Source organism: Steroidobacter gossypii (genome assembly GCF_016801985.1).
Classification (GTDB): Bacteria; Pseudomonadota; Gammaproteobacteria; order Steroidobacterales; family Steroidobacteraceae; genus Steroidobacter; species Steroidobacter gossypii.
Window position 1 is genome coordinate 652,723 of record NZ_JAEVLS010000003.1, and the last position, 21,862, is coordinate 674,584.

Annotated in this window: 11 protein-coding genes; 10 read left to right on the forward strand and 1 reads right to left on the reverse strand. The window is 64.0% G+C overall.

Translation table 11 applies throughout. From position 1 onward, the window contains the following. The first annotated feature begins 72 nt into the window (after nt 1–72). The 9 genes from JM946_RS16580 to JM946_RS16615 all read left to right on the forward strand — a co-directional run bounded on the left by JM946_RS16580 (nt 73) and on the right by JM946_RS16615 (nt 19,487). On the forward strand, nt 73–654 hold the full coding sequence (locus JM946_RS16580; protein ID WP_203168455.1) for an RNA polymerase sigma factor: 582 nt from the start codon (nt 73–75) through the stop codon (nt 652–654). Between the two features lie 33 nt (nt 655–687). Further along, a complete protein-coding gene (locus JM946_RS30025; protein ID WP_218042902.1) occupies nt 688–837 on the forward strand; it encodes a hypothetical protein in 150 nt (49 codons plus the stop codon). A 4-nt stretch (nt 838–841) separates the two neighbouring features. Beyond that, a complete protein-coding gene (locus tag JM946_RS16585) occupies nt 842–1,591 on the forward strand; it encodes a S1 family peptidase (RefSeq protein ID WP_203168456.1) in 750 nt (249 codons plus the stop codon). A gap of 26 nt (nt 1,592–1,617) precedes the next feature. Next, a complete protein-coding gene (locus tag JM946_RS16590; protein ID WP_203168457.1) occupies nt 1,618–2,124 on the forward strand; it encodes a hypothetical protein in 507 nt (168 codons plus the stop codon). A gap of 16 nt (nt 2,125–2,140) precedes the next feature. Continuing rightward, on the forward strand, nt 2,141–2,920 hold the full coding sequence (locus JM946_RS16595) for a winged helix-turn-helix domain-containing protein (RefSeq protein WP_203168458.1): 780 nt from the start codon (nt 2,141–2,143) through the stop codon (nt 2,918–2,920). Nucleotides 2,921–3,338: 418 nt separating this feature from the next. Continuing rightward, complete coding sequence (locus tag JM946_RS16600) at nt 3,339–3,971, forward strand: TonB C-terminal domain-containing protein (RefSeq protein ID WP_218042904.1); 633 nt, start codon at nt 3,339–3,341, stop codon at nt 3,969–3,971. After that, complete coding sequence (locus JM946_RS16605) at nt 3,964–4,497, forward strand: RNA polymerase sigma factor (RefSeq protein WP_203168460.1); 534 nt, start codon at nt 3,964–3,966, stop codon at nt 4,495–4,497. The genes JM946_RS16600 and JM946_RS16605 overlap by 8 nt, the downstream gene beginning before the upstream one ends. Nucleotides 4,498–4,566: 69 nt before the next feature. Further along, on the forward strand, nt 4,567–5,526 hold the full coding sequence (locus tag JM946_RS16610; RefSeq protein WP_203168461.1) for a FecR family protein: 960 nt from the start codon (nt 4,567–4,569) through the stop codon (nt 5,524–5,526). Nucleotides 5,527–5,666: 140 nt separating this feature from the next. Then, on the forward strand, nt 5,667–19,487 hold the full coding sequence (locus tag JM946_RS16615) for a filamentous haemagglutinin family protein (RefSeq protein WP_203168462.1): 13,821 nt from the start codon (nt 5,667–5,669) through the stop codon (nt 19,485–19,487). Between the two features lie 131 nt (nt 19,488–19,618). Here the strand turns inward: JM946_RS16615 and JM946_RS16620 are convergent, their stop codons facing one another. Then, nucleotides 19,619–19,975, reverse strand: coding sequence for a hypothetical protein (locus tag JM946_RS16620; protein WP_203168463.1), 357 nt, complete (start codon nt 19,973–19,975; stop codon nt 19,619–19,621). A 236-nt stretch (nt 19,976–20,211) separates the two neighbouring features. Between JM946_RS16620 and JM946_RS16625 the strand changes: the two genes are divergently transcribed. Then, complete coding sequence (locus tag JM946_RS16625) at nt 20,212–21,828, forward strand: ShlB/FhaC/HecB family hemolysin secretion/activation protein (protein ID WP_203168464.1); 1,617 nt, start codon at nt 20,212–20,214, stop codon at nt 21,826–21,828. Nucleotides 21,829–21,862: the final 34 nt, after the last annotated feature.

A 21,862-nucleotide genomic window follows, 5' to 3' on the forward strand; every position in this document is an offset into this window, starting at 1 on the left:
CCTGAGCTGTTCCCTGCCTGACGGGGAACAGCTCGGGGACGGCTTTGCCTCGACCACGGCAGTAACGACATCATGAACACGAGTGTTGAGCACCGCCCGACGCTGCGCGATGTTTTGGTTACGAACTACGACCGGCTCACGCGCCGGCTGGCGCGCTATCTGGGGTGTCCGGAGCTGGCCAGCGATTGCCTGCACGACGCCTGGTTGCGTCTGGGCGATAGCACCGCTCCACCGGCGATTCAAAGCGCAGACGCGTACGTCTATCGCGTGGCGTACAACGCTGCGATGGATCGCTTGCGTCGCGAGCGGTCGTTGCAAGGTGCGCAGCTGGTCGACAGCGATCTCGATCTGTTCGTGGATCCTACGCCCAGCCCGGAGGCGGTGACCCAGGCACGATCCGACCTCGGCGCCGTGGCGCAGGCGTTTCAGTGCTTGCCCTGGCGTCACCAATCCGTGCTGGTTGCTCTGCGCATCGAGGAGCGCACGCGCGAGGATGTGGCTCGTCGACACGGGATCTCGCTGCGCACGTTGGACACCACTTTGCGCCAAGCGCTACAGCACTGCGCCGAGAAAGCTCAACAACCTATCCTCGCCGGCGTGAGCACGTCCCGTCGCAGACTGCCCACGCGTTGTCTGAGGTCTGAGGCGGCGTGAAAGCTGGCCGATGTGTGCTTCAGCCGGGGTTCGATGTTCGCCGGGCTGTCGCATCTGCTGAAGCGCGAGGCCGACGGCAGCCAGCAATCATTAAAGTTCTGTGACAAACGGCAGTGCCGGGGCTCGAGCACCGTCTATTTCAGGAAACGCCGCGCGCGGTTCAAGCGCGGGCTATGGGATTGACGGCATGACGGTTGGGAAACACCAGGTCGGGGGCACGCATCGCGTGTGGGCAGCATTCGCGCTCATGGCGATGAGTTCGCTTGCGGGGCGCGGCGTCGGCGCTGCGGAGCTGCAGACGCAAGCGAGCGGCGTCTTCCTCAATGCCGCTGGCGACGTGCTTACGGCCCGGCATGCGGTGGCCGATTGCGAATCTCTATTTCTGGTCAAGGATGGCCGCATCGCCGAGGCAAGGATCCGGGCACTGAGTGAACGATCGGATCTGGCGGTGCTGCGTTCGGCGCTCCAGCCCTACCTCAACGCGACACTGCCGCGCACCGATCTGGATTCGCTCAACGGCATCGGAGTCTTCGCCGAAAGCTATGAGAGTCTGCAGCGTTTGCCTGATCGCCACAGGGTAGTCAGCAACGCCATGACCATTCCAGGCAGAGGAGACCTGCAGCTGCTTTCCGACGTGAAACCGGGCGCGAGCGGCAGCGCCGTGCTGGGCAGTGGAGGGTTGTTGATCGGCATCGTGACCGGGCGAGCGGCATTCGGACCGTCGAGCGACGCAGGTGTCGTCGCCTTGAGCAAAGCGGCTTCTTCACGCCCCCGCCACGGCGTCACCCGCGTCCGGGCTGTCCCGCTGCGCGAGATCAAACTCTTTCTGCTCGACAATCAGATTCCATTCCAGCAAAGCGACGCTGCGCAGCTCGGGCCATTGCAATCGCCAGCGGCGCGCGCGGCGACGCTGGCGGTCGGAGTCATCTGCGGCTGATCGGCATCTCCACTCCAGTTGTACTCATGTCCATGCATCGTATCGACCAACGCAGCCACGGCTCGCATCATCCCATCAGACGCTCACGGCTGGCGACAGTCTGGCGTCAGGTCCTGAAGCTGCTCGGATCGCTCGGTTTGGGATGGACTGCAGCCACGATGCCTTCTTCGGTCACGGCCGCGGAGTCACAGGCGCCCGAGCACTGGCTCAGTTATGCGCAACTGGTGAGCAACCAGTTTCAGACGTGGCTGAGCGACTCGGGTGATGAATCCGTCGTTCGCCTGCATGCCTTCATGCAGGAGCGCATGCTCCAGGAAGGAACATCCGCGCCGCCGGCGGCGCTGGTTGTGCGCGTGTGGATCGCAAGCAGCGGAAAAGTTGAGCGCCTGGAGTTTGCTTCGCTCGGCAGCGCGCAAGCCGACGCCGATCTGCGCTCCTTGCTCACATCACGGCCGCTGTCGGAATCGCCGCCTCCCGACATGCGTCAGCCGTTGATTCTGCAGCTGGATCTTACGTTCGTCACGGCGGTTTGAGCTTGTTTGATGCGCCATGGATGTTGAAAGCAATTCGATCGCTGCCTCGCGCGACCAGGGCATCAAGCAAACGAGGGATTCCTCCCTGGTGTCGCTACATGCCGCGGAGTTGTTGATCGTCGATGCCGACGCCGGCATTCGCGAGGCGCTGAGCTTCTTGTTGCGACGGAACGGCTGGCGTTGTCGCGAAGCGCATGATGCGGATGCGGCGCGCAGTTGTATCGGCGACGGCAACCCGGGCCTGATCCTGCTCGATTGGCTGTTGCCCGATGTGACCGGTCTGGGGTATCTGCACCAGCTCAAACGTGACCCGAAGACGTCCGGCATCCCGGTCATCATCATGAGCACTCGCGCTACGGAGCGGGACAAAGTTGCAGGCCTCGATAGCGGCGCGGATGACTACGTCCTCAAACCGATTGCGTCAGCCGAGCTGGTCTCGCGCATTCAGGCGATACTGCGTCGGGTAAAAAGGATGGGCGACACGCGCGGCCCGCTCTCGGTCGGCGGGCTGACACTGGATCCGGCGAGTCATCGCGTGCTGGCGGATGGCCGGACCTGCGCGCTCGGCCCCACCGAATTCAAGTTGCTCGAATACCTGATGAGCGACATGGGGCGCGTGCATACTCGTCAGCAGCTGCGCCATCAGGTGTGGACGAGCAACGAGTCCGTCAACGAGCGCACGGTGGATGTCTATGTGCGGCGTCTTCGGCAGGTGTTGCAACCGTTTGGATATGATCGCCTGGTCCAGACGGTTCACGGTTCAGGCTATCGTTTTGTGGATACGTTGGAAGAATAGGCGGCCGGGGCGCCGGACCACTCACCTGAATCTCGTGCGACTGCGCGGGGCGTGCCGTCGTCAGCATTGAGTTGGCGCGGTCCTCGCTCCGTTGCAAGAGAAGCATCGCTGAAGGACGGTGCGATGGCGCTCGTCCTCACCTCGCCCAGGAGTCGTTTTGCGAGCCGAGCGGCGAGATGGCCTGGAGGCTGTCACGTGACAGTCACATATCCCTCTTAGCATCCGTTCCGAAAATCCCCATCCGGTTCCCCGAGCCCACATACGCCGGCGTCACCAGCAACGGCAGCAACTCACTATCTTTGTAAAGTTACACGTGGGTCGGATCAAGAGCAGCAGCGCGTGGGTAACGGCCCGAGCTCGTCGGCAGTCCCGGGCGGCCGCACTGTGGCTGGCGACCAGCGTGACCGCTCTTGGAGTCGTGAGTTCATCGTCCATGGCGCAAGCGGCCGCAGCGATGCCCTTCGACATTCCGGCGCAGCCGCTGCAGGCGGCGCTCGAACAGTTCATGAAAGTGACGGCACATTCTGGTCTCTACGACAGCGCTCTTACGAGCGGTCGATACTCGGCGGAAGTCAAAGGCGTGATGGAGCCCGAAGCCGCGTTGCGCCGCCTGGTTGTTGCGAGCGGTCTCAATGTTCACTACGACGCAGGCGAGACTTTCAGCATCACGGCAGGGCCGGTGCCACAGCAGGTTGCGGATCCTGCGCCACGCGGCCCGTATTGGAATGAAGAGCAAAACAAGGTGCGATACTTCGGCGTGCTCCAGGCGCGCGTCAGGGAAGTTTTCTGCCGATATCCCGTCACGGCGCCCGGCGGGTACCGGGTCGCGCTGAGCCTGTGGATAGATTCGTCGGGCGAGATCGAGCAGGTCCGCCTGCTCGACAGCAGCGGCGCGGCCGATCGCGACGCTCTTATTATTAGTGGTCTGCGTGGCCGGCGGTTGCCGTTGCCGCCACCTGCGGGCATCCAGCAGCCTATCACCATGCTCGTGGCGCCCGCGCCGTCCGATGCAGCAGGAGAGTGCATCGGCATGGATTCGAAGCATGAGTGATCAGCGCGGCTACAAGCGTTCGCAGTTGCGGGATTTTCTGGTTGCGCACTACGAAGAGCTCAAGCGGCGCTTGACCTACCGACTGGGCAACGCGGAGGTTGCCGGCGACGCTCTGCACGATGCCTACGTGCGCCTGCAAAGCAAGGGAGAGTCCGAGCTCGCCGATGCGCACATCGCGCAGCCAGCCGCATACTTGCATCGCATGGCATTTCACCTAGCCATCGATCGAGAGCGCACCGTGGAACGCCGCTTGACCACCGCCGAGATCGACGAGGTGCTGGGCATCACCGATCCGGCGCCGGGCCCGGCCAAGATCGCCGAAGACAGGCAGGATCTGCAGGATCTGTTACGTGATATGGAGGCGCTGCCGCCTCGTCGTCGCGAGATTCTGCTGGCGGTACGACTGGATGGAGCCACGCGAGAGCAGCTCGCGGCGCTATACGGGATCTCGCTGCGCACGGTGGATAGAGAGCTGGAAAAGGCCTACGCGTTTTGTTTCGAACGCCTGACGAAGGACAGGCCGTGACAGAAAACATGTCGGTTTCCGCGGCCTCAATCCGTCTGGTAAGCACGATTCGGGAAAATTTCATCAACGATGCCATTCGCTGATTCGAACGGCACGGCCGCGCTCGAGCGGCAGGCGCAAGCATGGGTCCTGCGGATCAAATCCGGAGAGGCGACCCCGAGCGACCTGCAGGCCCTGCGCGACTGGTGCGCACTGAGCGCCTTGCATGCGCAGGCGTTCGATCGTGCGCGCTGTTCCTGGGACGAAATCGGGCAGGTCGGGCGGGTGTTTAGGGCCAGTCATCCGCAGCCTGAACGCATCGATCTGCCGACGCGCCGAATGTTTCTTGGTGGCGCGCTGGCGACGGCGGGCGCGGCAGCGGTCGCGGCCGCGGCAGTTCCGCCGTTCGGACTCTGGCCCTCGCTCATCGAGCTCAATGCCGACTATCGCACGGCGACCGGCGAACAGCTGCGTATCGAATTGGCCGGCCGCATACAGGTTCACCTGAACACTCAATCCAGCATGAACGTGCGCCCAGGCGGGAACGCCGGCGATGAAGTCGAGTTGCTCGCCGGCGAAGCGGCGATCGACAGCGGCACACGTCCGCTGCAAATTGTCGCCGGCAAGGGACGAATGCTATTGAGCTCGGGCGGAATCGAGGTGCGGTTCCTCAATGATCGTGTCTGCGTTACGTGCCTTCGCGACAGCGTCGAGATTCAGCACCCCGCGGGCGCGCTGGTCCTGCTGGCTCGGCAGCAAGTGCAGTACCGCGATCATGAGATCGCGGCGATGAGCAAGATCGACACTTCTGTGACATCGGCGTGGCGAGCCGGAATGGTGACGTTCCGGGACACTCCGTTGCCAGACGTCGTCGCGGAGATCAATCGCTACCGGCCGGGGCGAGTGGTCCTGCTCGGCGAGCGCCTCGATACACGCAAGGTGAGCGGACAATTCCACATCGCGCGTCTCGACCAGGCAATCGATCGAATCGAAGAGGCGTTTGGCGCCACCGTGAGAAGATTACCGGGGGACGTGGTCCTGCTCAGTTGATCCGCGAGGCGGGGGCGACTGTCACAAAAAATTCGCCGAGCCGGGTGGCAGTTTTCGTCGGGGTAAACACGACAGTGCAATGAGGACGGGAGCATCGGCTGCCGGCCTGCCTGTGAGCCAATACCGCCGAAGGACTCGTGATGCCCGCCAGCTCTACCCTCAAGAATGAAGCTCCGTTTTCGCTACGGCATTCTCGCCACTCGACATCGCCCAATGAACTGAGTCGCGCCGGCCGACCGACACCGTTGGCGCGCGCCATCGCACTCGCTCTGGCCAGCGTCGCAGGCAGCGCGAGTGGCATGGCTCACGCGCAGCAGGCATTCAGTCCTGCCTGGTTCAGTGCCAAAGGAGCGGCACAAAGCACTGCCGCTACGACTGGTCGAGCCCCGAATGGGCAGGCAGCGTCGTCACTGACCGGAGCTCGGCAACAGCAACGCGCCAGCGAACAGGCACAGCGCTCGATCAACAATCTGAACTTCGCCGCACGCGTCATTGCCGCACAGCAGGCAGCGCAAGCCGCTGCCCGGCAGGCGGCGCTGAACGCGCCATCCGACATTCCCGATGGACTGACGGACGGTGGACTGAAAGTAGATACCAACGCCTTGACCGCGGGCTGGCTCAATGCCGAGGCGCCGGTGCAAACGATCGTCGATGGCCGGACCCACGTCACGATCGAGCAGACGGGCGACAAGGCGATCCTGAATTGGGAGACCTTCAATGTCGGCCGTAACACCACGGTCGATTTCGAACAGCAGGCGAGCTGGACGGCGCTCAACCGCGTCAACGATCCGCAGGCGCGGCCGAGTCAGGTCGCCGGGCAGATCAAGGCCGATGGCTCGGTTTACATCATCAACCGGAATGGCGTCATCTTCACCGGCAGCAGCCAGATCGATACCGCCAGCCTCACGGCGAGCGCGCTGAATATCAGCGACGACCAGTTCGAGACGAATTTCATCACCACTGCCTGGAATCAGAACGAGCCCACCTTCCAGGTCGACAATGGCTTCGTTGCCGGCGCCATCGAAGTGCAGGCCGGTGCGCAGCTCGAGGCCGCGAAGAACGGCCGCATTTTGCTGCTCGGCGGCGATGTGAGTAACGAAGGCACATTGCGCGCGAAAGATGGCCAAGTGTTGTTGGGCGCGTCGCAGTCAGCCGTTTATCTGGCGGCGAGCAACGACCCTGCCATGCGCGGCCTGCGCATCCAGATCGGTGGTAACGGAGGCCACGCTCGCAACGGCGGCGTTATCGATACACCGCGCGGCAATGTCACCTTGGCAGGGCGCGATGTGACTTTGGGTGCGCTCGACGCGAACGGGCAGCGGCTCGCAGGTGTGCTCACCGCTACGACGACAGTGACCGCCAATGGCTCCGTCATCTTGCAGGCCGGCGATCTGGCGAGCAAGAAATTGAGCGAAGCCAGCGTATTCATCGGCTGGGCGCCGTCGCGCACCGGCACTGTTGCCATCGAGCCCGGTGCCATCGTTCAGGTGCTGCCGGAGCTCGCGAACACACAGACGGTGGCGAGCGAGGCACTGCTCGCACCCTCGCGCATCGAGCTGCAAGGAATGACGCTGCATGTCGGCGCCGGCGCGATGTTGCAAGCGCCGGCGGGCGATCTGGTGCTCTCGGCATTCGATGCGAGCTCGACTGCGCCGTTCTTCGACGCCAGCCAGGTCTATGTCGATCAGGGCGCCATCCTCGATGTTTCGGGCACTCGCGACGTGGCGCTGTCAGTGTTGCGAAATTTCGTGCAGGTGGAGCTGCGTGGCGCGGAGCTGGCCGACAATCCGCTCATTTATGACGAGCTGTACGGCAAGAAAGTCTGGATCGACATTCGCGATCACGGCGCGTTCGAAGATCCGTTGATGCGGTCGATCGAGTGGCTCGAGGACCGGCCTGGAGCATGGCAGGGCTCGCCACTGTTCAACGCCGCCGGATACGTCGGGCTGATCCAGCGCGGCATCGGCGAGCTGACCAGTCGCGGTGGCGACATAACGATCGAGTCGCGCGGCGATGTGATCGTGCGCGAAGGTTCGCAGTTGAACGTCAGCGGAGGCGCGCTCGAATACGCCGGAGGCATGACGCCAGTCTCGTATGTCATCGACTCCGGCGGACGTTTTGTTCCGGTCGGACAGGCCGAGTACGGCCAGCTGTATCAGGGCATCGCCGGTGTCTTTGCCGCGAATCACGTGCGCTGGGGAGCGCAGGAGCAGTACGCGAACCGGTTCATTCCCAAAACGTATCGTTACGAGGAAGGCTACACGGAAGGCCAGGCGGCCGGTGCGGTCCGTCTGGTTGGCAATCGCGTTGCCGTGCATGGAGACATTTTCGCCATCGCCGAAGCGGGCGAACGCCAGCAGCGTGAAGGTGAGATACCTACGGGCGGTACGCTGATCGTTGGCGCGAATCCCGCTGACCCGATACCGCTGAGCGCCCGAACATTCGATCACATGTTGGACGGTGACGTGTTGATCCAGCAGCACAGGGCGAGCGTACTCGCTCCCGCCTTCGGTGATCGCCTCGGCGAGGAGCACGTTACGGTGCTGTCGGCGCAAGCGATCGAAGACGGCGGCGTCGGCCAGCTCGAAATCTACAGCAACAGCCAGATCGTTCTCGACGAGAGCGTCGATCTCGATCTCGGCGCTGGCGGCGCTTTGCAACTCGGCGCCAGTGATATCACTGTCGGCGGCACCGTGCGTGCGGCCGGCGGCACGATCACACTACATGCCGACAAGACGCGCGACCATCTCGAAGCCACTCCATCAATTGCAATCGGCAGCGGCGCGGTGCTCGATACATCTGGCGAATGGCGCAACGCGTTCGTAGACGGCGCACTGCCGGGCGTGCTCGACGGCGGCACGGTCAGTTTGCTGACCCAGGGTGTGACACCCGCCGGCATCGCCACTACGCAAGTCGCGAGTGGCGATGAGTATCCCGCCGGTTCGATCACGCTGGCCGACGGCGCTGTGATCGACGTATCCGCGGGCGGTCGCGTCGATCGCTCGGGCACGGAAGTGCAATTCGGTGACGCCGGCGCGATCACGATCGGTGCGCATGAGGTGGACCTCTCAGAAGGTGTCGAGCTGCGCGGCTACGCTCTAGCGACCCAGTTCGAAGCAGGGCGGGGTGGCAGTCTCGTTTTGATTGGCGCCGGTGATGTCATTGGCGGCGAGGGTGTCGACGGCACCGGCCAAGGCCGACATTTCGATACGAACTTCTTCAATGCTGGCGGGTTCAATCACTACAGCATCGACGGCATCGACAGCCTCACGGTGGAAGCGAATACACAGTTGCGGCTAGCGCAGCGTAACCGTCTCATTCTCGATCCGCGCCGCCCGGGCAGTGGCGTCGCGCTCAGCGAACTGGGCGAGGAAACGATTCTCGCTGATGGCATACGGCCGTTCTCGAATCTGACATTGCGCGCGGGCCGGACCACGTGGACGCCGAGCGGCAGCAGCTTCACTGTGGAGAGCATCAGCGGGTCGGTGCTGCTCGGACAGAATAGTCTCATCGACGTCGGTATCGGCGGCTCGTTCTCGACCGCTGCGCCGGATCAGGTTGTGATCGCCGGCACCGTGATCGCGCCCGGCGGCAGCATCACAGCGGGAATCAATGTGCCGCCTCTGCTCGACACACCTGCGGAGCCGCGCGCCATCTGGCTCACCGAAGAAGCGGAACTGCTGGCTCGTGGCGCATTCTTGCCCACTCCGAACATTCACGGACAGCGGACCGGCCAGGTGTTGGCCGGCGGCACGGTGAAACTTGACGCCTCGGCCATGGGCCACGTGGTCACCGAAGCCGGATCGGTGATCGATGTCTCGGGCGCCGTGGCACAGGTGGATGTTCCGGATTACGTCATTCAGGACCGTTCGGACATTCCGCTCGAACGCAGCATCGCGCCCCAGGTTCGTAATGAAACGGTCTGGAGCGATGGCGGCCGCGTCGTGCTGACCATGCGTGACGGTGGTTACCTGGATGGCAACATTGCGGCTCACGCGGCGCATGAAGCCGCGTCGGGCGGCGCTATCGCCGTGTTGATCGGCGCAGATCCCTCCAACCAGAACTTCCGAGAGAACAACGATTCCGTCAACCAGCGCACGCTCGTGCTGGGTCAGGATCACCAAGCGCGTCGACCGCAGATGGTGACACTCGATGCGGAAGGGCGCATCACTCAACTCGAAGCCGACCCAGGGCAGCCGCAGCGCTCTGTATACGTCAGCGCTGACGGCGTGACGCAGTCGGGCGCGCAGTCGCTGCAGCTGGCTGCGCATGACGTCATCGCCTTCGACGGCGATGTTGAATTGGCGCTGTCGGGATCTCTCAATCTGCAGGCCGGCACGCTGCGTGTCGATGCGGCCGAGGGCGCCGGGTCGGCGCGCGTTGAACTATCGGCTGCGCACGTCGCCATCGGCGTTAGCGATAGCTCGCTTTTGCGTTATGTGCCTGCCACTACGGCGAGCGCCGGAGTGGGAGACCTTGTCATCCATGCCGATGAGCTGTTGAGCTTCGGCGGCCGCGCCGTGCTGGCCAATATCGATAGTGCGAGTTTCCTGAGCGACGGCGATCTGCGCTTCGATGGCGGCCTTCTGTATCAGCAGCTGTTCGATTCCTTCGGCAATCCCATTCGCAATGCTGCCGGCATCGACCAATGGAATTATCTGCCCACGGGCACGCTATCTGCAGCCGGTGACCTCACGTTCGGTGCGCGGCAACTCTATCCGGGCATCGGCTCGAATTTCACCGTCGAGACTTCCGGCGATGACGCGACGCTGTCCATCCTGCCTGGCGATGTTACGGCGCCACTGCCGTGGTCGGCGGGTGGAAACCTCACGCTGCGAGCTGCGAATATCGTCCATGCGGGCGTGCTGCGCGCGCCGGCCGGCCAGATCAGGCTGGACGCGGGCGACACCGGCACCGTGACGCTTGCGGCGGGTAGCTTGATCGATGTTTCAGCTCATGATCGCAATCTGCCTTATGGCACAGTGATCAATGGCGATTGGTATGTCGATTTCGGCTCCGTGCCGGATCCGCTGAACTCGACTCGGAATACACTCGCTCGCTCGCTCATCCAGATTCCGCCCGATAAGCGGGTGAGCGTGGCCGGCGAATCGATCGACATTCAATCCGGCGCGGTGGTGGACCTGTCCGGCGGCGGTGACATCACTGCGTACGAGTTCACACCCGGCACGGGCGGCTCGCGAAACATACTGCAAGGCGCTGGCGTCTACGCGGTCCTGCCGGGCGCGCAGCCGGGTACGGCGCCGATGGTGGGCGGCAAGGAGATTCCTCCGGGCGAGAGCGTCTATCTCTCTGGCGTGCCGGGCCTCTCGGACGGTCTCTATACGCTGCTGCCAGCTCAGTACGCGTTACTGCCGGGCGCGTTCCGCGTGTCGCTCGCCGGAGCCTCCGATCAGGGGCTCGGACTGTTAGGCACACGTAATGATGGAAGTTATGTGGTCTCCGGCTGGCGCGGCTCGTCGCTCCACGGTTCGCGCGATGCGCGCAACTCGACCTGGCTGGTCATGCCCGGGGACGTGGTGCGCGAGTACTCCGAGTTCACCGAAGTGGTCGGCAATGAATTTTTCGCCGAGCATGCGAGTGACGCAAACCGCGTCGTGCCGCCGCTGATGGCCGACGCGGGCCAGCTGGTGTTGAACGCGGCGAGCGCGCTCAATCTCGAAGGTCGGTTCAATCTCGCCGCAGGCAAGGGCGGGCGCGGCGGCCTGGCGGACATCGCGTCGAACTCGATCGCCGTGGTCGCGGACGGAGCCGGACCTGTTGACGGATATTCGCTCACGATCGAAGCAAGTGCGCTCACGGACATCGGCGCACAAAGCTTGCTGCTCGGTGGCACTCGCGTCACCGGCGTGGACGGGCAGACGTTGATGCCTGTTTCGAATCGCGTCCTGATCGCCAACGACGAAGCTGCCGCGCTGGTCGGGCCGGAAATTCTGCTGGCAACCGCTAGCGATATCGATAGCAACGGGGGTGTTTCCGGCACGGGCGCCATTACCGTTGCGAGCGGCGCAGTGATCCGCGCCGAGGGCAACTATGTCGGTGCCAGCACCGCGTTGTCCATCGGCAACGCGCAGGCGAGATCGCCGGCGGGAACGGGCATGGGGTCGCTGCTCGTGGTGAGCAATGCGAAAGAGCTGCTCGTGCAGCGTCATGACATCGCAGGTCCAGGCTCGCAAATCACAGGCGAGATCGATGTGCAAGGTGGCGCCACGCTGACGGCCACGGAAAGCATTCTGTTCGACGCCACAACGACTTCGACGATCGACGAAGCGGCGCGGGTGCGGGCCCGCTCGTTGGAGATCGCCTCCAGCGTCGTGAGCTTCGGCGCTGCACCGACCGGCACACCGGGTTTCATCGCCACGCCGAATACACTTGCGGCGCTGAGTTCGGCGGAGCGCCTGGTACTGCGCAGCTACGGCACGATCGATTTCTACGGCAATGGCTCGTTCGACCTGCGTGATCCGGCCACTGGTCTGTCACAAGTGAAGGAGCTGGTGCTCGATGGCGGCGCGCTCGTGCAACGTCAGGAGGGTGATATCGCCGTCGGCGCCGGCACGCTCACCCTGCGTAACACCAGCGGCTCGCTCGGTGAGGGATCCGAGCCAGGCACGACTCAGGGCGCGCTGGTTCTCGACGCCAAGCGCATACGGATCGCGCAAGGCGACAGCCGGTTGCTCGGCTTCGACAGCGCGACTCTTGCCGCCGGAAGTATTGAATTCGGCGGCGCCGGATCTCTGGTCGCAGGCGCTGAGGCCGTCACCGATCTGGTCGTTGCGAGTCCGCTCATCACCACGACCGACGCGGCAAATCAATCGATCGCCGCGACCGGCACGCTGCGGCTTGCTCGAGGCGATCATGCGCCTCCGGCGGAAAGTGACATCGAGGTGGGCACGGGCGGCGTGCTGGAGATCGACGGTGCCACAATCGACGTCGACACCAGGATCCTGATGCCGTCCGGCGTGCTGACGGTCGATGCGAAGCAAGCGCTGAACGTCGGCCCGAACGCCACGCTCGACGTGAGCGGTCGCGACGAGCAGTTCTTCGATCAGAAGCGAACCCTGCCGGCGGGCAACATTACGCTGATCTCGCAGACCGGCGACGTGCACGTTCACAGTGGCGCGTTGTTGAATCTGTCCGATCCGAAGGGCGGCGGCAAACTGACCGTCACCGTGCCGGAAGGCAGCTTCACGATCGAGGGTGAAGCACGCGGCGGCAGCCTCCTGCTCGATGCCGGCGCGCTGCCGGGCTTCGGTGCGATGCAGGCTGTGCTCAACGATGGCGGCTTCGCCGTGTCTCGCAGCGTACGCCTGCGATCGGGCGATGCGCTCATCGACGGCGTGACCAGGACACGCAATTTCAGTCTTTCCACCGACGAGGGCAGCATCACAGTCACCGGCACCATCGATGCGTCGGGCCCGACCGGCGGCAGCATCAAACTCACGGCCGCCGATGACATCACGCTCGTGGCAGGCTCGAAGCTCAGCGTCGTCGGCCAGAACTTCGATGGCTCCGGCAAAGGCGGCTCGGTGTTCCTGAGCGCGGGCGCGCATCGCATCGTCGACGGCCAGGATGTCACCAACTACGGCGCGATCGTGGATATCCAGGCAGGCTCGCTGATCGATCTCGGCGTGGCGAACGCTGCCGCGGCTGCCAAGATCGTTTCGCTCGACGCCATCGGCAGCAGCGTCGCGTTGCCTGCAGCCAATGCACTCGGGTTTCCGGATGGCACGCCCGCCGACACGACGATTGTTTCCAGTGTCGCCGCGACGATCGTTTATGCCGATGGCACAACCGCGGAGCTGGCTCCGAACACACCGGTGTCGCTGCCCAAGGGCGCGATACTGAAGCTCAGCGCCGCGGGCACCGTAAGCGTCGCAAGCGGCGGCGGCAAAGTTGCCGTCGTGCTGCCGACCACCGGCGCCTTCACGACGAATGGCGCGACGACAGTCACTTCTGTGCCAGTGACTCTGAATGCACCAGGCAGCACGATCACGCTCGCGGGCGGCACGCCCGTCATTCTCCCGAATGGAACGCCGGGCGATGACATCATCACGACCACGGCCGAGAGCGTCAGCATCACCACTGTGAGTGAAGGCAGCCAGGTGACGCTCACCGCCGGCACGAGCACGCTCGAGTTGACTTCCGGCAGCAGTGTCACGGTCGCATCCGGTGCGCCGGATGCTTCATTCACAGTGGGCGATGACGCGGTCACAGTCGACAGCGGTACGTCGAGCTCGGTGGTCACGCTCACGCGTGGTGCCGGCAGCAGCGTCAAGTCGGCGAGCACCTCGTGGTGGGAGAACGGAATCACGTTCTCTCAAGGTGTGGCGGCGGGCTCGCGGGTCACCATCGAGGACACCGGCACGGGCGCCGCACCCACCAGGTACGAAATCTATCAACCGGTAGGCGCGGCCGACACCACGATCACTTTGGAGGGCAACGGTACCATCCGGCTGCCGGCGGGCAACGCTGTCGTCGGCGCTCCCCGGGTTGCTTTCCCCAGCGGTTCTCCCGCCGGCGCGACTTTGGTTGCCAATCAGGCGGTCACTGTCTACGCGCCGGATGGCAGCGCCACGGCCGTCGCTCAGAATCAGCCGTTTGTCGTGCCGGCCGGCGGCAGCGTGCAAGTGACGAACCTGAGCCGGGCGAATCTGGTCATGAGCGAGAACAGCACTCCATTTCAGGTGATGCTGGACAACCGGAACTACAGTCGCAGCGGCAGCGGCACGAATTACGAGGTGATGGACTTCGCGTCGACGCAGTTCGAGACCATCGCGGCCCAAACCCGGATGTTCATGCGCTCGGCGACTTCGATCCAAAGTCCGATCGTGGTCAGGTCCACCGATACCGCGCTGTCGCTGGGACTGAGCGGCGCATGGGAAGTCACCGATGCCACGGTCGCCGGGCTCGGAGCCGGTACGCGGCTTGAATTTTCCAGAGATGGAGTCTTCGCGCCGTCAGGCAACGGCGAGTTTGCATTGAGCCTGAGCAGCGGCCGGCAGTACGTCGCAAATCGCACCGAGCTCGGCCGGCTCGCGGCCGGCACGGTGCTCACATTGGGACAGGATGGGCGACTGGACTTCGCGTCCGGTACTTCCGGGGCGATCCCGGTGTTGCTGCCCGCGGCTGCAAGGTTCGCCAGCAGTGGCGCGTCCGTGTTCGATCTCGGCGGCGGCCAAGCCGGTACGTTGCATCTGCGTGCGCCGCAGACGAACGGCGGCACTGGCCTGGGCATCGCGCCGATCAACGGCACCATTCTCGGCGCGGCCAGCATCATCGCGGAAGGCTATAAAGTCTACGACCTGACCGACAGCAACGGTCTCATCACATCGACCGTGCAGACTCAGGTGCGCACCGACGCGGAAGCATTCGCGTCGCACACGGCCGCCATCAAAGCGGGGCTGCTCGCGAACAATCCTGGGCTGTCTTCAGTGTTGTTGGTCGCGCCAGGCGCGGAGATCATCAATGCGAATACCGATGCCGCCGGTAACTTGACCGCGCAGTTGGGCGCGAACGGCACCATCGGACTGCCCGCGAATACCACGATCACTTTGCCGGCTGGATTGAGCGACGGCCGCCTGGTCGGATCCGAAAACATCACTCTGGAGCTCGTGATACCGGCCGATGGTGCACGCGTCTCCCTGGTGACGGAGAGCTATCTCACCGTGCCCGCGGGCGTGCCCATCAGTTTTCCGGAAGGCACGACCGGCGGCACCACGCTGAGCTCGCTGCAGTGGGGCGGCACCATCATCGAGCCGGACGGCACGACGCGCCCTCTCTACAGCGACAACCCCACGGCATTGCAGCCCGGCAGCTTGATCATTCTCGAGCAGGCTGCCGCGATCACCGCGAGCGGCGGCGTGCCACTTATCGCGCAGTTGCCCGCGGGCTCATTCGCCATGCGCAATGCTTCTTTGCTGGCGCTGCCTGCGGGCACGACCGTGAAGAGTCATTACGCCAGCGATCTAACGTTGCGTGCGGTCAGCGATGTCGATCCCGCAGCGCTGCCGATAGTCTTGCCGAACAGCGGCAACTTCATCGTCAACGGCGTTGCTTTCGGCGCCGCTGCCGGTGGCGCCGCGCAGCTGACTTTGGTCACGCCGGACAGCGATGGCGTGTCGGTCACACCGGACGCTTCGGTATCTCTGCCGAATGGCGGCTCGGTTCGCGTCAGCGCGCCCGGTGCGGTGTACGCAGCGGACGGCAGCGTCGTTGCGAGTTTCAACGCGGGCGACATCGTGACCGTAGCCGCCGGCAACACGATCAGGCTCGCCAGCGCCGGCACCGTCACGACACAACAACCCAACCTGGCGATCAGAGTGGCGGGGGCGGGCTTCGCACCGGTGAGCCCGGCGAACTTCACCGAGATGACGCTCTTCAACGAGCAAAGCTCGATCTCGGGTACGGCGGGCGCGCGCGTCACATTGATCGATGAGGTGACCGCGGAGTTTGTCTTCCACAGCAGCGCGGATGCGACGATCTACGATTGGGACGGCAACGTGTTCGACGTGATCCCGGCCGGCGGCAGTGCCTGGCTCGTCAGCGGCTTCACCGTCGAGTTGTCCACGGCGGGCACTCTCACGCTGGAGCCTCAATCCTGGCAGACGCCGAATATTTCCGCGGTCGTTCAGTCAGGCAGTTTCCAGGCGCTCGGCAGCACACACTTCGTCCAGATTCCCATGCCGACGGCCACGCTCGCCGCGCCAAGCGGCGATGTGCGCCTGCCGGCCGATTGGAATCTGGCCGACGATCGATTCGGAGCGGATCGCGTGCCAGGTATTCTCACATTGCGTGCGGCGGGTGACATCGTTCTCGATGGTTCGCTGTCCGACGGCTTCGCCGGTGGTGTCACGGGCAGCACGCTGCTGTCAGACCGTTCCTGGTCCTATCGCCTGGTCGGCGGCGCCGATTTCGCGGGTGCCGACGTGCTGGCGGTGCGGCCCGAGTTCCAACTCGCCGAAGGCAAGGGCAATGTGATTCTCGCTCCGGGCACATCGAACCGGGTCGTGCGCACGGGCACGGGTGAGATCGACGTGGCGGCAGGCCGTGACATCGAGCTGCGCTCATCGATGACAGCCGCGGGCTTGCGTTATTCAAGCCTGTACACCGCAGGCCGCCCCGGCAACGTGCAGCCGGGCGGAGGCGCGTTCTCCACGCTGCCGGACGGAAGAGTCGCGTACGGCGGAGGCTCGTTCACGCTCGCCCTCGGCGGCGGCGATATTTCCTTGACGGCGCAACGTGACATCGTCGGCGCCGCTCGTGACACGGGGGACTCCGTCTCGACAGGCAAGCCGCAGGAGTTCAGCGACTGGGTGTTGACGCGGGGTGAAACCGATCGGCAGACAGGATTGTTCTCCGAACAGCCCGCTTGGGGTATCGCGTACGCGAATCACAGGGAAGGCGCTTCCACCCTGGGCGGCGGCAATATCACGGTGAACGCCGGCCGCGATCTGTTACAGATGAATGTCGCCGCGGCGAACAGTGGTGTTTACGTCGGCGCCGGTCCGCGGTCGGCGGCGCTGCAAACATTGGGCGGTGGTGACGTAAGTGTAACGACCGGCAGAGACGTGCTCGGCAGCCAGGTCTATGTCGCTCAGGGCGCGGGACTGTTGGACGTCGGCAGGAATATCGGCGCGGTGCAGAGCCGCCTGTGGAGTTGGGCTGGGGTTCCGGTCCCTTTCAACCAGTACGATTCGCGACTCGCGCTTGGCGATGCGAGCTTCGATGTGGTGACTCGCGGCGACGCTGCGATCGCCGGCGTGTTCAACCCCACGCTGACCTACGCACTCACGGGCAGCAACGGCATCGGCAGCTACACTTATCTATCAACCTATACGGATCGCAGCGCCATCTCCATTGCGTCCATTGCCGGCGACGTGTGGCTGTCTTCAAATCCCGGACTGGCCGCGTCCGGCAGAACCGCGACCATTCCCAACGGACCGAGTTTCCAGGAAGGCTTCAAGTACACGCTCTACCCTGGCACCGTCGAGGCTGTGTCCTTCACCGGCGATCTGAAGGTCGGCAGCGACGCGGGTGCCGGCATCGCCAGCGGCATGCTGATGGCGCCGGCGCGCGACGGCGATCTCACTCTGCTGGCGGCCGGCGATATTCGCTTCGAGTTGATCAGGCACTACGACAACGCGCTGCGCAATGTGGTGATGTCGGACGCCGATCCTTCCGTGCTGCTCACCCCGACCCGGGATCTGACGGTGCTCGCAACAGCGATCGCTCAACCGCAGCCGGATTTCTATCCAGCCTACGATCGATCGAGCGGCCACGCGGAGAGCTTATATCGCAGGGAGGATGCGAACCCGGTCCGCATTTACGCTCGCGAAGGCGACATCATCGGCGTGCCGTTCACCTCCGAGCGCGCCAACGGTCCGACCATTGTCATGCCCAAGCGAGCCGAGATCCGGGCCGGCCGCGACATCATCGATCTGTCGTTCATCGGCCAGCATTTCGAGGAGGGGCAGACGACGAACATCGTGGCCGGGCGCGATTTCCGCGAGCAGGGCATCGTCGAGATCGATGGCTGGGGCGACGGCAACGGCGTCTGGATCGGCGGTCCTGGCCGGTTGGAGATGAGCGCCGGACGCAATTTCGATCTGGCCAAGAGCGCCGGCATTCAGAGCGTCGGCGATCAACTCAACCCGTTCCTGCCGGAGGATGTGAGCGCCGATATTTCGCTTACTGTGGGCACGGGCGCGGGCGCGCCGGACTACGCCGGTTTCGCCGCTGCGTATATCGATCCTGCTGCGCGCAGCGGTCGACATAATTATGCGGCGGAGCTGCTCGAGTTCATGCGCGAGCGCTCCGGCAACGACGCCCTCGATGCCAATGGGGCGTGGGCGCTCTTCAACGAGCTGCCCGAAGGCGAGCGCAACGCGTTCGTGCGTGAGATTCATTTCAAGGAGCTGGCGCGCGTCGGCACCGAGGCCGTTCGCAGCGGCACAGGCAACTACAATGCCGGCTATGACGCCGTCGAGACTCTGTTCCCGACGCTGGACGAGGACGATCCCACCCCTGGCTACGCCGGCGAGCTGTCGCTGCGCTACAGCCAGATCAAATCGTGGTACGACGGCGATATAAACATTCTCGCGCCGGGCGGCGGCATCGATGGCGGCGTGGCGGTGGTAGGGCCGGAAATCAGCCAGAGCAGAACGAGTACCAGCGGCGGCGTGACAACCACCGCGCTCAAGAACGCCAACTTGCTTGGCATCGTCTCCCTACGCGGCGGCGACATCAACATCATGGCTCACGACCACGTGATCGTGAATCAAAGCCGCGTGTTCGCGATCGGCGGCGGCGATCTGATCGTGTGGTCTTCCGAAGGGGACATCAACGCCGGTAAAGGCGCGAAGACGGCGCTGCTCGCGCCGCCGCCTCGGCTGGTGTTCGATCCCGCCACGGGAGGGTTCTCGCTGGAGCTGACCGGTGCCGCTTCTGGTTCGGGCCTCGCGACGTTGATCACGGAGCCCGATCAGGAGCCCGGCGATGTTTGGTTGATGGCGCCGCACGGCGTGGTCGATGCTGGCGACGCGGGCATTCGCGTCGCAGGTAACTTGATCATCGCGGCACAGGAAGTACGTGGCGTGGACAATATCGAAGTCGAAGGCCTGTCCTTTGGCGTGCCGGCGAATACTGTGAATGTCGCCGCGTTGAGCAACGCCAGCGTGACGGCGGCACAGGCTGCAACCGCGGCACAAGAGGTGGTCCAACGTGAGCGAGCTGCCGCGCGTCAGGCTTTGCCTTCGGTGTTCTCGGTGCGTGTTCTGGGTTTCGGCGAGGAGCGTGCTCTACTGAAACAGCAACCCGGCCGATCGGGTGCGCAGCCTTCCTACGACCCGGGCAGCGCCATCCAGGTGTTGGGCGATGGCGAGCTGACGGAGTCGCAGAAATCGAAGCTGACTACCACGGAGCTGCGCAACTGGCGGCGGCAATGAATCTGTTGGGAGGGATCTTCGCGGGATGACCCACCGCCCGCACCGATCGTCAGCTCACGAGCAGGGCCATGGACGGCCCTTCGCGACGGCCGGCTGAAATCGGTCAGCGCAGCGAGCCTCGATCGGCGTCCCTATTTAACGGGAAGCAGCGGCGAAGCCGGCGTGGGCGTTGGCGGACGCTGCGGTCGGGCGGACGTGCCGAACGTATTCCCCATCCGATGCGAAGTGGCCGCGCGATTGAACAAGCCCAGTTGATTGGAAGCGCGATTCACGATGGCTTCCGATGCCACTGTCGTGGCCCTTGTGTTCCTTGCATCCGCGCTCGGTGTGAGTTTCTCGGTCAGGCAGGAGAAGGAGGGCGCGCGTTGACCGTTGACCGCTACATCCACGCAGATCTGTTTTGCGGGCGTCGTGGGCGCCTCGGCGCTCAGTACCGCAGGCGGTGTCGACACCCCGAGTAGCAATGCGAGCAGCGGCCGGATGTGCATGGATGTTCCTTCCTGCGGAGTTGGCTGACGAGCATATGTCAGCGCGTGCAGCAGTCAAAATATGAAGTTTTCGTGACAAACGGCAGTCGTGCCGCGCTGCGCGTGTCTATGAGGCATTCCTTACATGACGCCTGGCCGGCAGGTACGCCAGCCGCGGATTTTTCTTGCGTAGTGTCCAACCGGGCAAGTGCGCGGGGCGGCATGTCGTATTCGTTTCGCAGACCGAGCTTCGTTCGATGCACGATTGTCAAGAAAAGGGGACGCCGCCGACTTTGATCGCGGCGGTGAGTGTCGCTCTGCTGGCGCTGAACTCAGTCGCCGCAGCGCAAGCTCAGCAAGCTGAAGCGGCCGCCCAAACCGATGCGCGACGCTTCGACGTTGCGGAATATGTCGTCAAAGGCAACACCGTGCTCGATGCTCGCTCGATCGAGAAGGCGGTGACGCCGTTCCTGGGCCCGCAGCGTACGCTGCAAGATCTCGAAGCCGCGCGCGACGCCTTGCTCGCCGCCTATCAGGCGAAGGGCTATCAATCGGTCTACGTCGATGTGCCCCAGCAGCCGATGACCGGTGGCGTCGTGTACCTGCTCGTCAGCGAAACCAAGGTCGGTCGCGTGCGAGTGGTCGGTGCGAAATACAGCTCGCCCCTGGCGGTGCGCGATCAGGTGCCGGCGCTCAAGCAAGGCGAGGTTCCCGATTTCAACCAGGCACAAGCCGAGTTGACGGCGCTCAACCGCAGCGGAGCTCGCCAGGTCATGCCGCTGGTGAAGCAGGGCAGCCTGCCGGGCACCATGGATGTGGATCTGAAAGTCGAGGACAGCAAGCCGTGGCGCACCAGCATGGGCTTGAACAACGACAGCAGCCCCGATACGGAAGATCTCCGTGCACTCGCGTCCCTCGGTTACGACAACCTCTGGCAACGCGCTCACAGCGCTTCCGTGAGCTTCTTCGTGGCGCCGCAGGACCCCGATGAAACAAACGTGTGGTCGGCATCGTACATCGCGCCGATCGGCGCGAACTGGAGCCTGGAGACCTCGGGATACATCTCCGACAGCGACGTCGCGACGGTCGGCGGCACGACGGTGCTTGGCAAGGGCCATTCGGTGGGCTTGAAGGCCACGTACACGGCGCCGATGACGGGCGCGTGGTGGCACAGCTGGAGCGCCGGCGTGGACTTCAAGGATAACGACGAAGCACTCACGTTCGATAACGCCGGGGATTTCGTACCGCTCAGGTACGCGCCCATCACAGTGGCTTACTCGGGCTTCACACAAACCGAGCGCTTGCAACTGGCTCTCGGATCCTCCGCCGTGATCGGCACGCGCAGCTTTTTCGGCTACAACAGCAACTCGGCCCAGTTCGATTACAAACGTTATAAGGCGTCGCCGAGCTTCCTGGTGCTGAAGTCGGACGTGAATGCCACTTACACATTCGGCAACGAATTGCAGCTGGGGCTGCGCCTGGCCGGCCAGATCACCGACTCTCCGCTGGTGTCCAGCGAACAAATCGCAGCGGGCGGCATGAATTCGGTGCGTGGCTATTTGTCTGCGGAAGCAACCGGCGACTATGGCGTGGTCGGCTCGCTCGAGTTCCGCACCATGCCGCTGAACTGGTTCACGCCGTGGGTCGATAGCTGGCGCGCTTACGTGTTCACCGATGCCGGACACCTGCGCATCACCGACGGTCTGCCCGAGCAGGATAGCGAGTTCACGCTGTTCTCCGCCGGCCTGGGGACGACGTTCCGTATCGCTCAGTACATCACCGCGCGGCTGGACGTCGGCTATCCGATAGAAACATCCCTGCGCACCGAACGCGACGAGCCGAAAGTCAATTTCAGCCTCAACGCCAGCTACTGAAGCCGCGCCACCAATTTCCTTTCGCATTGTTTTG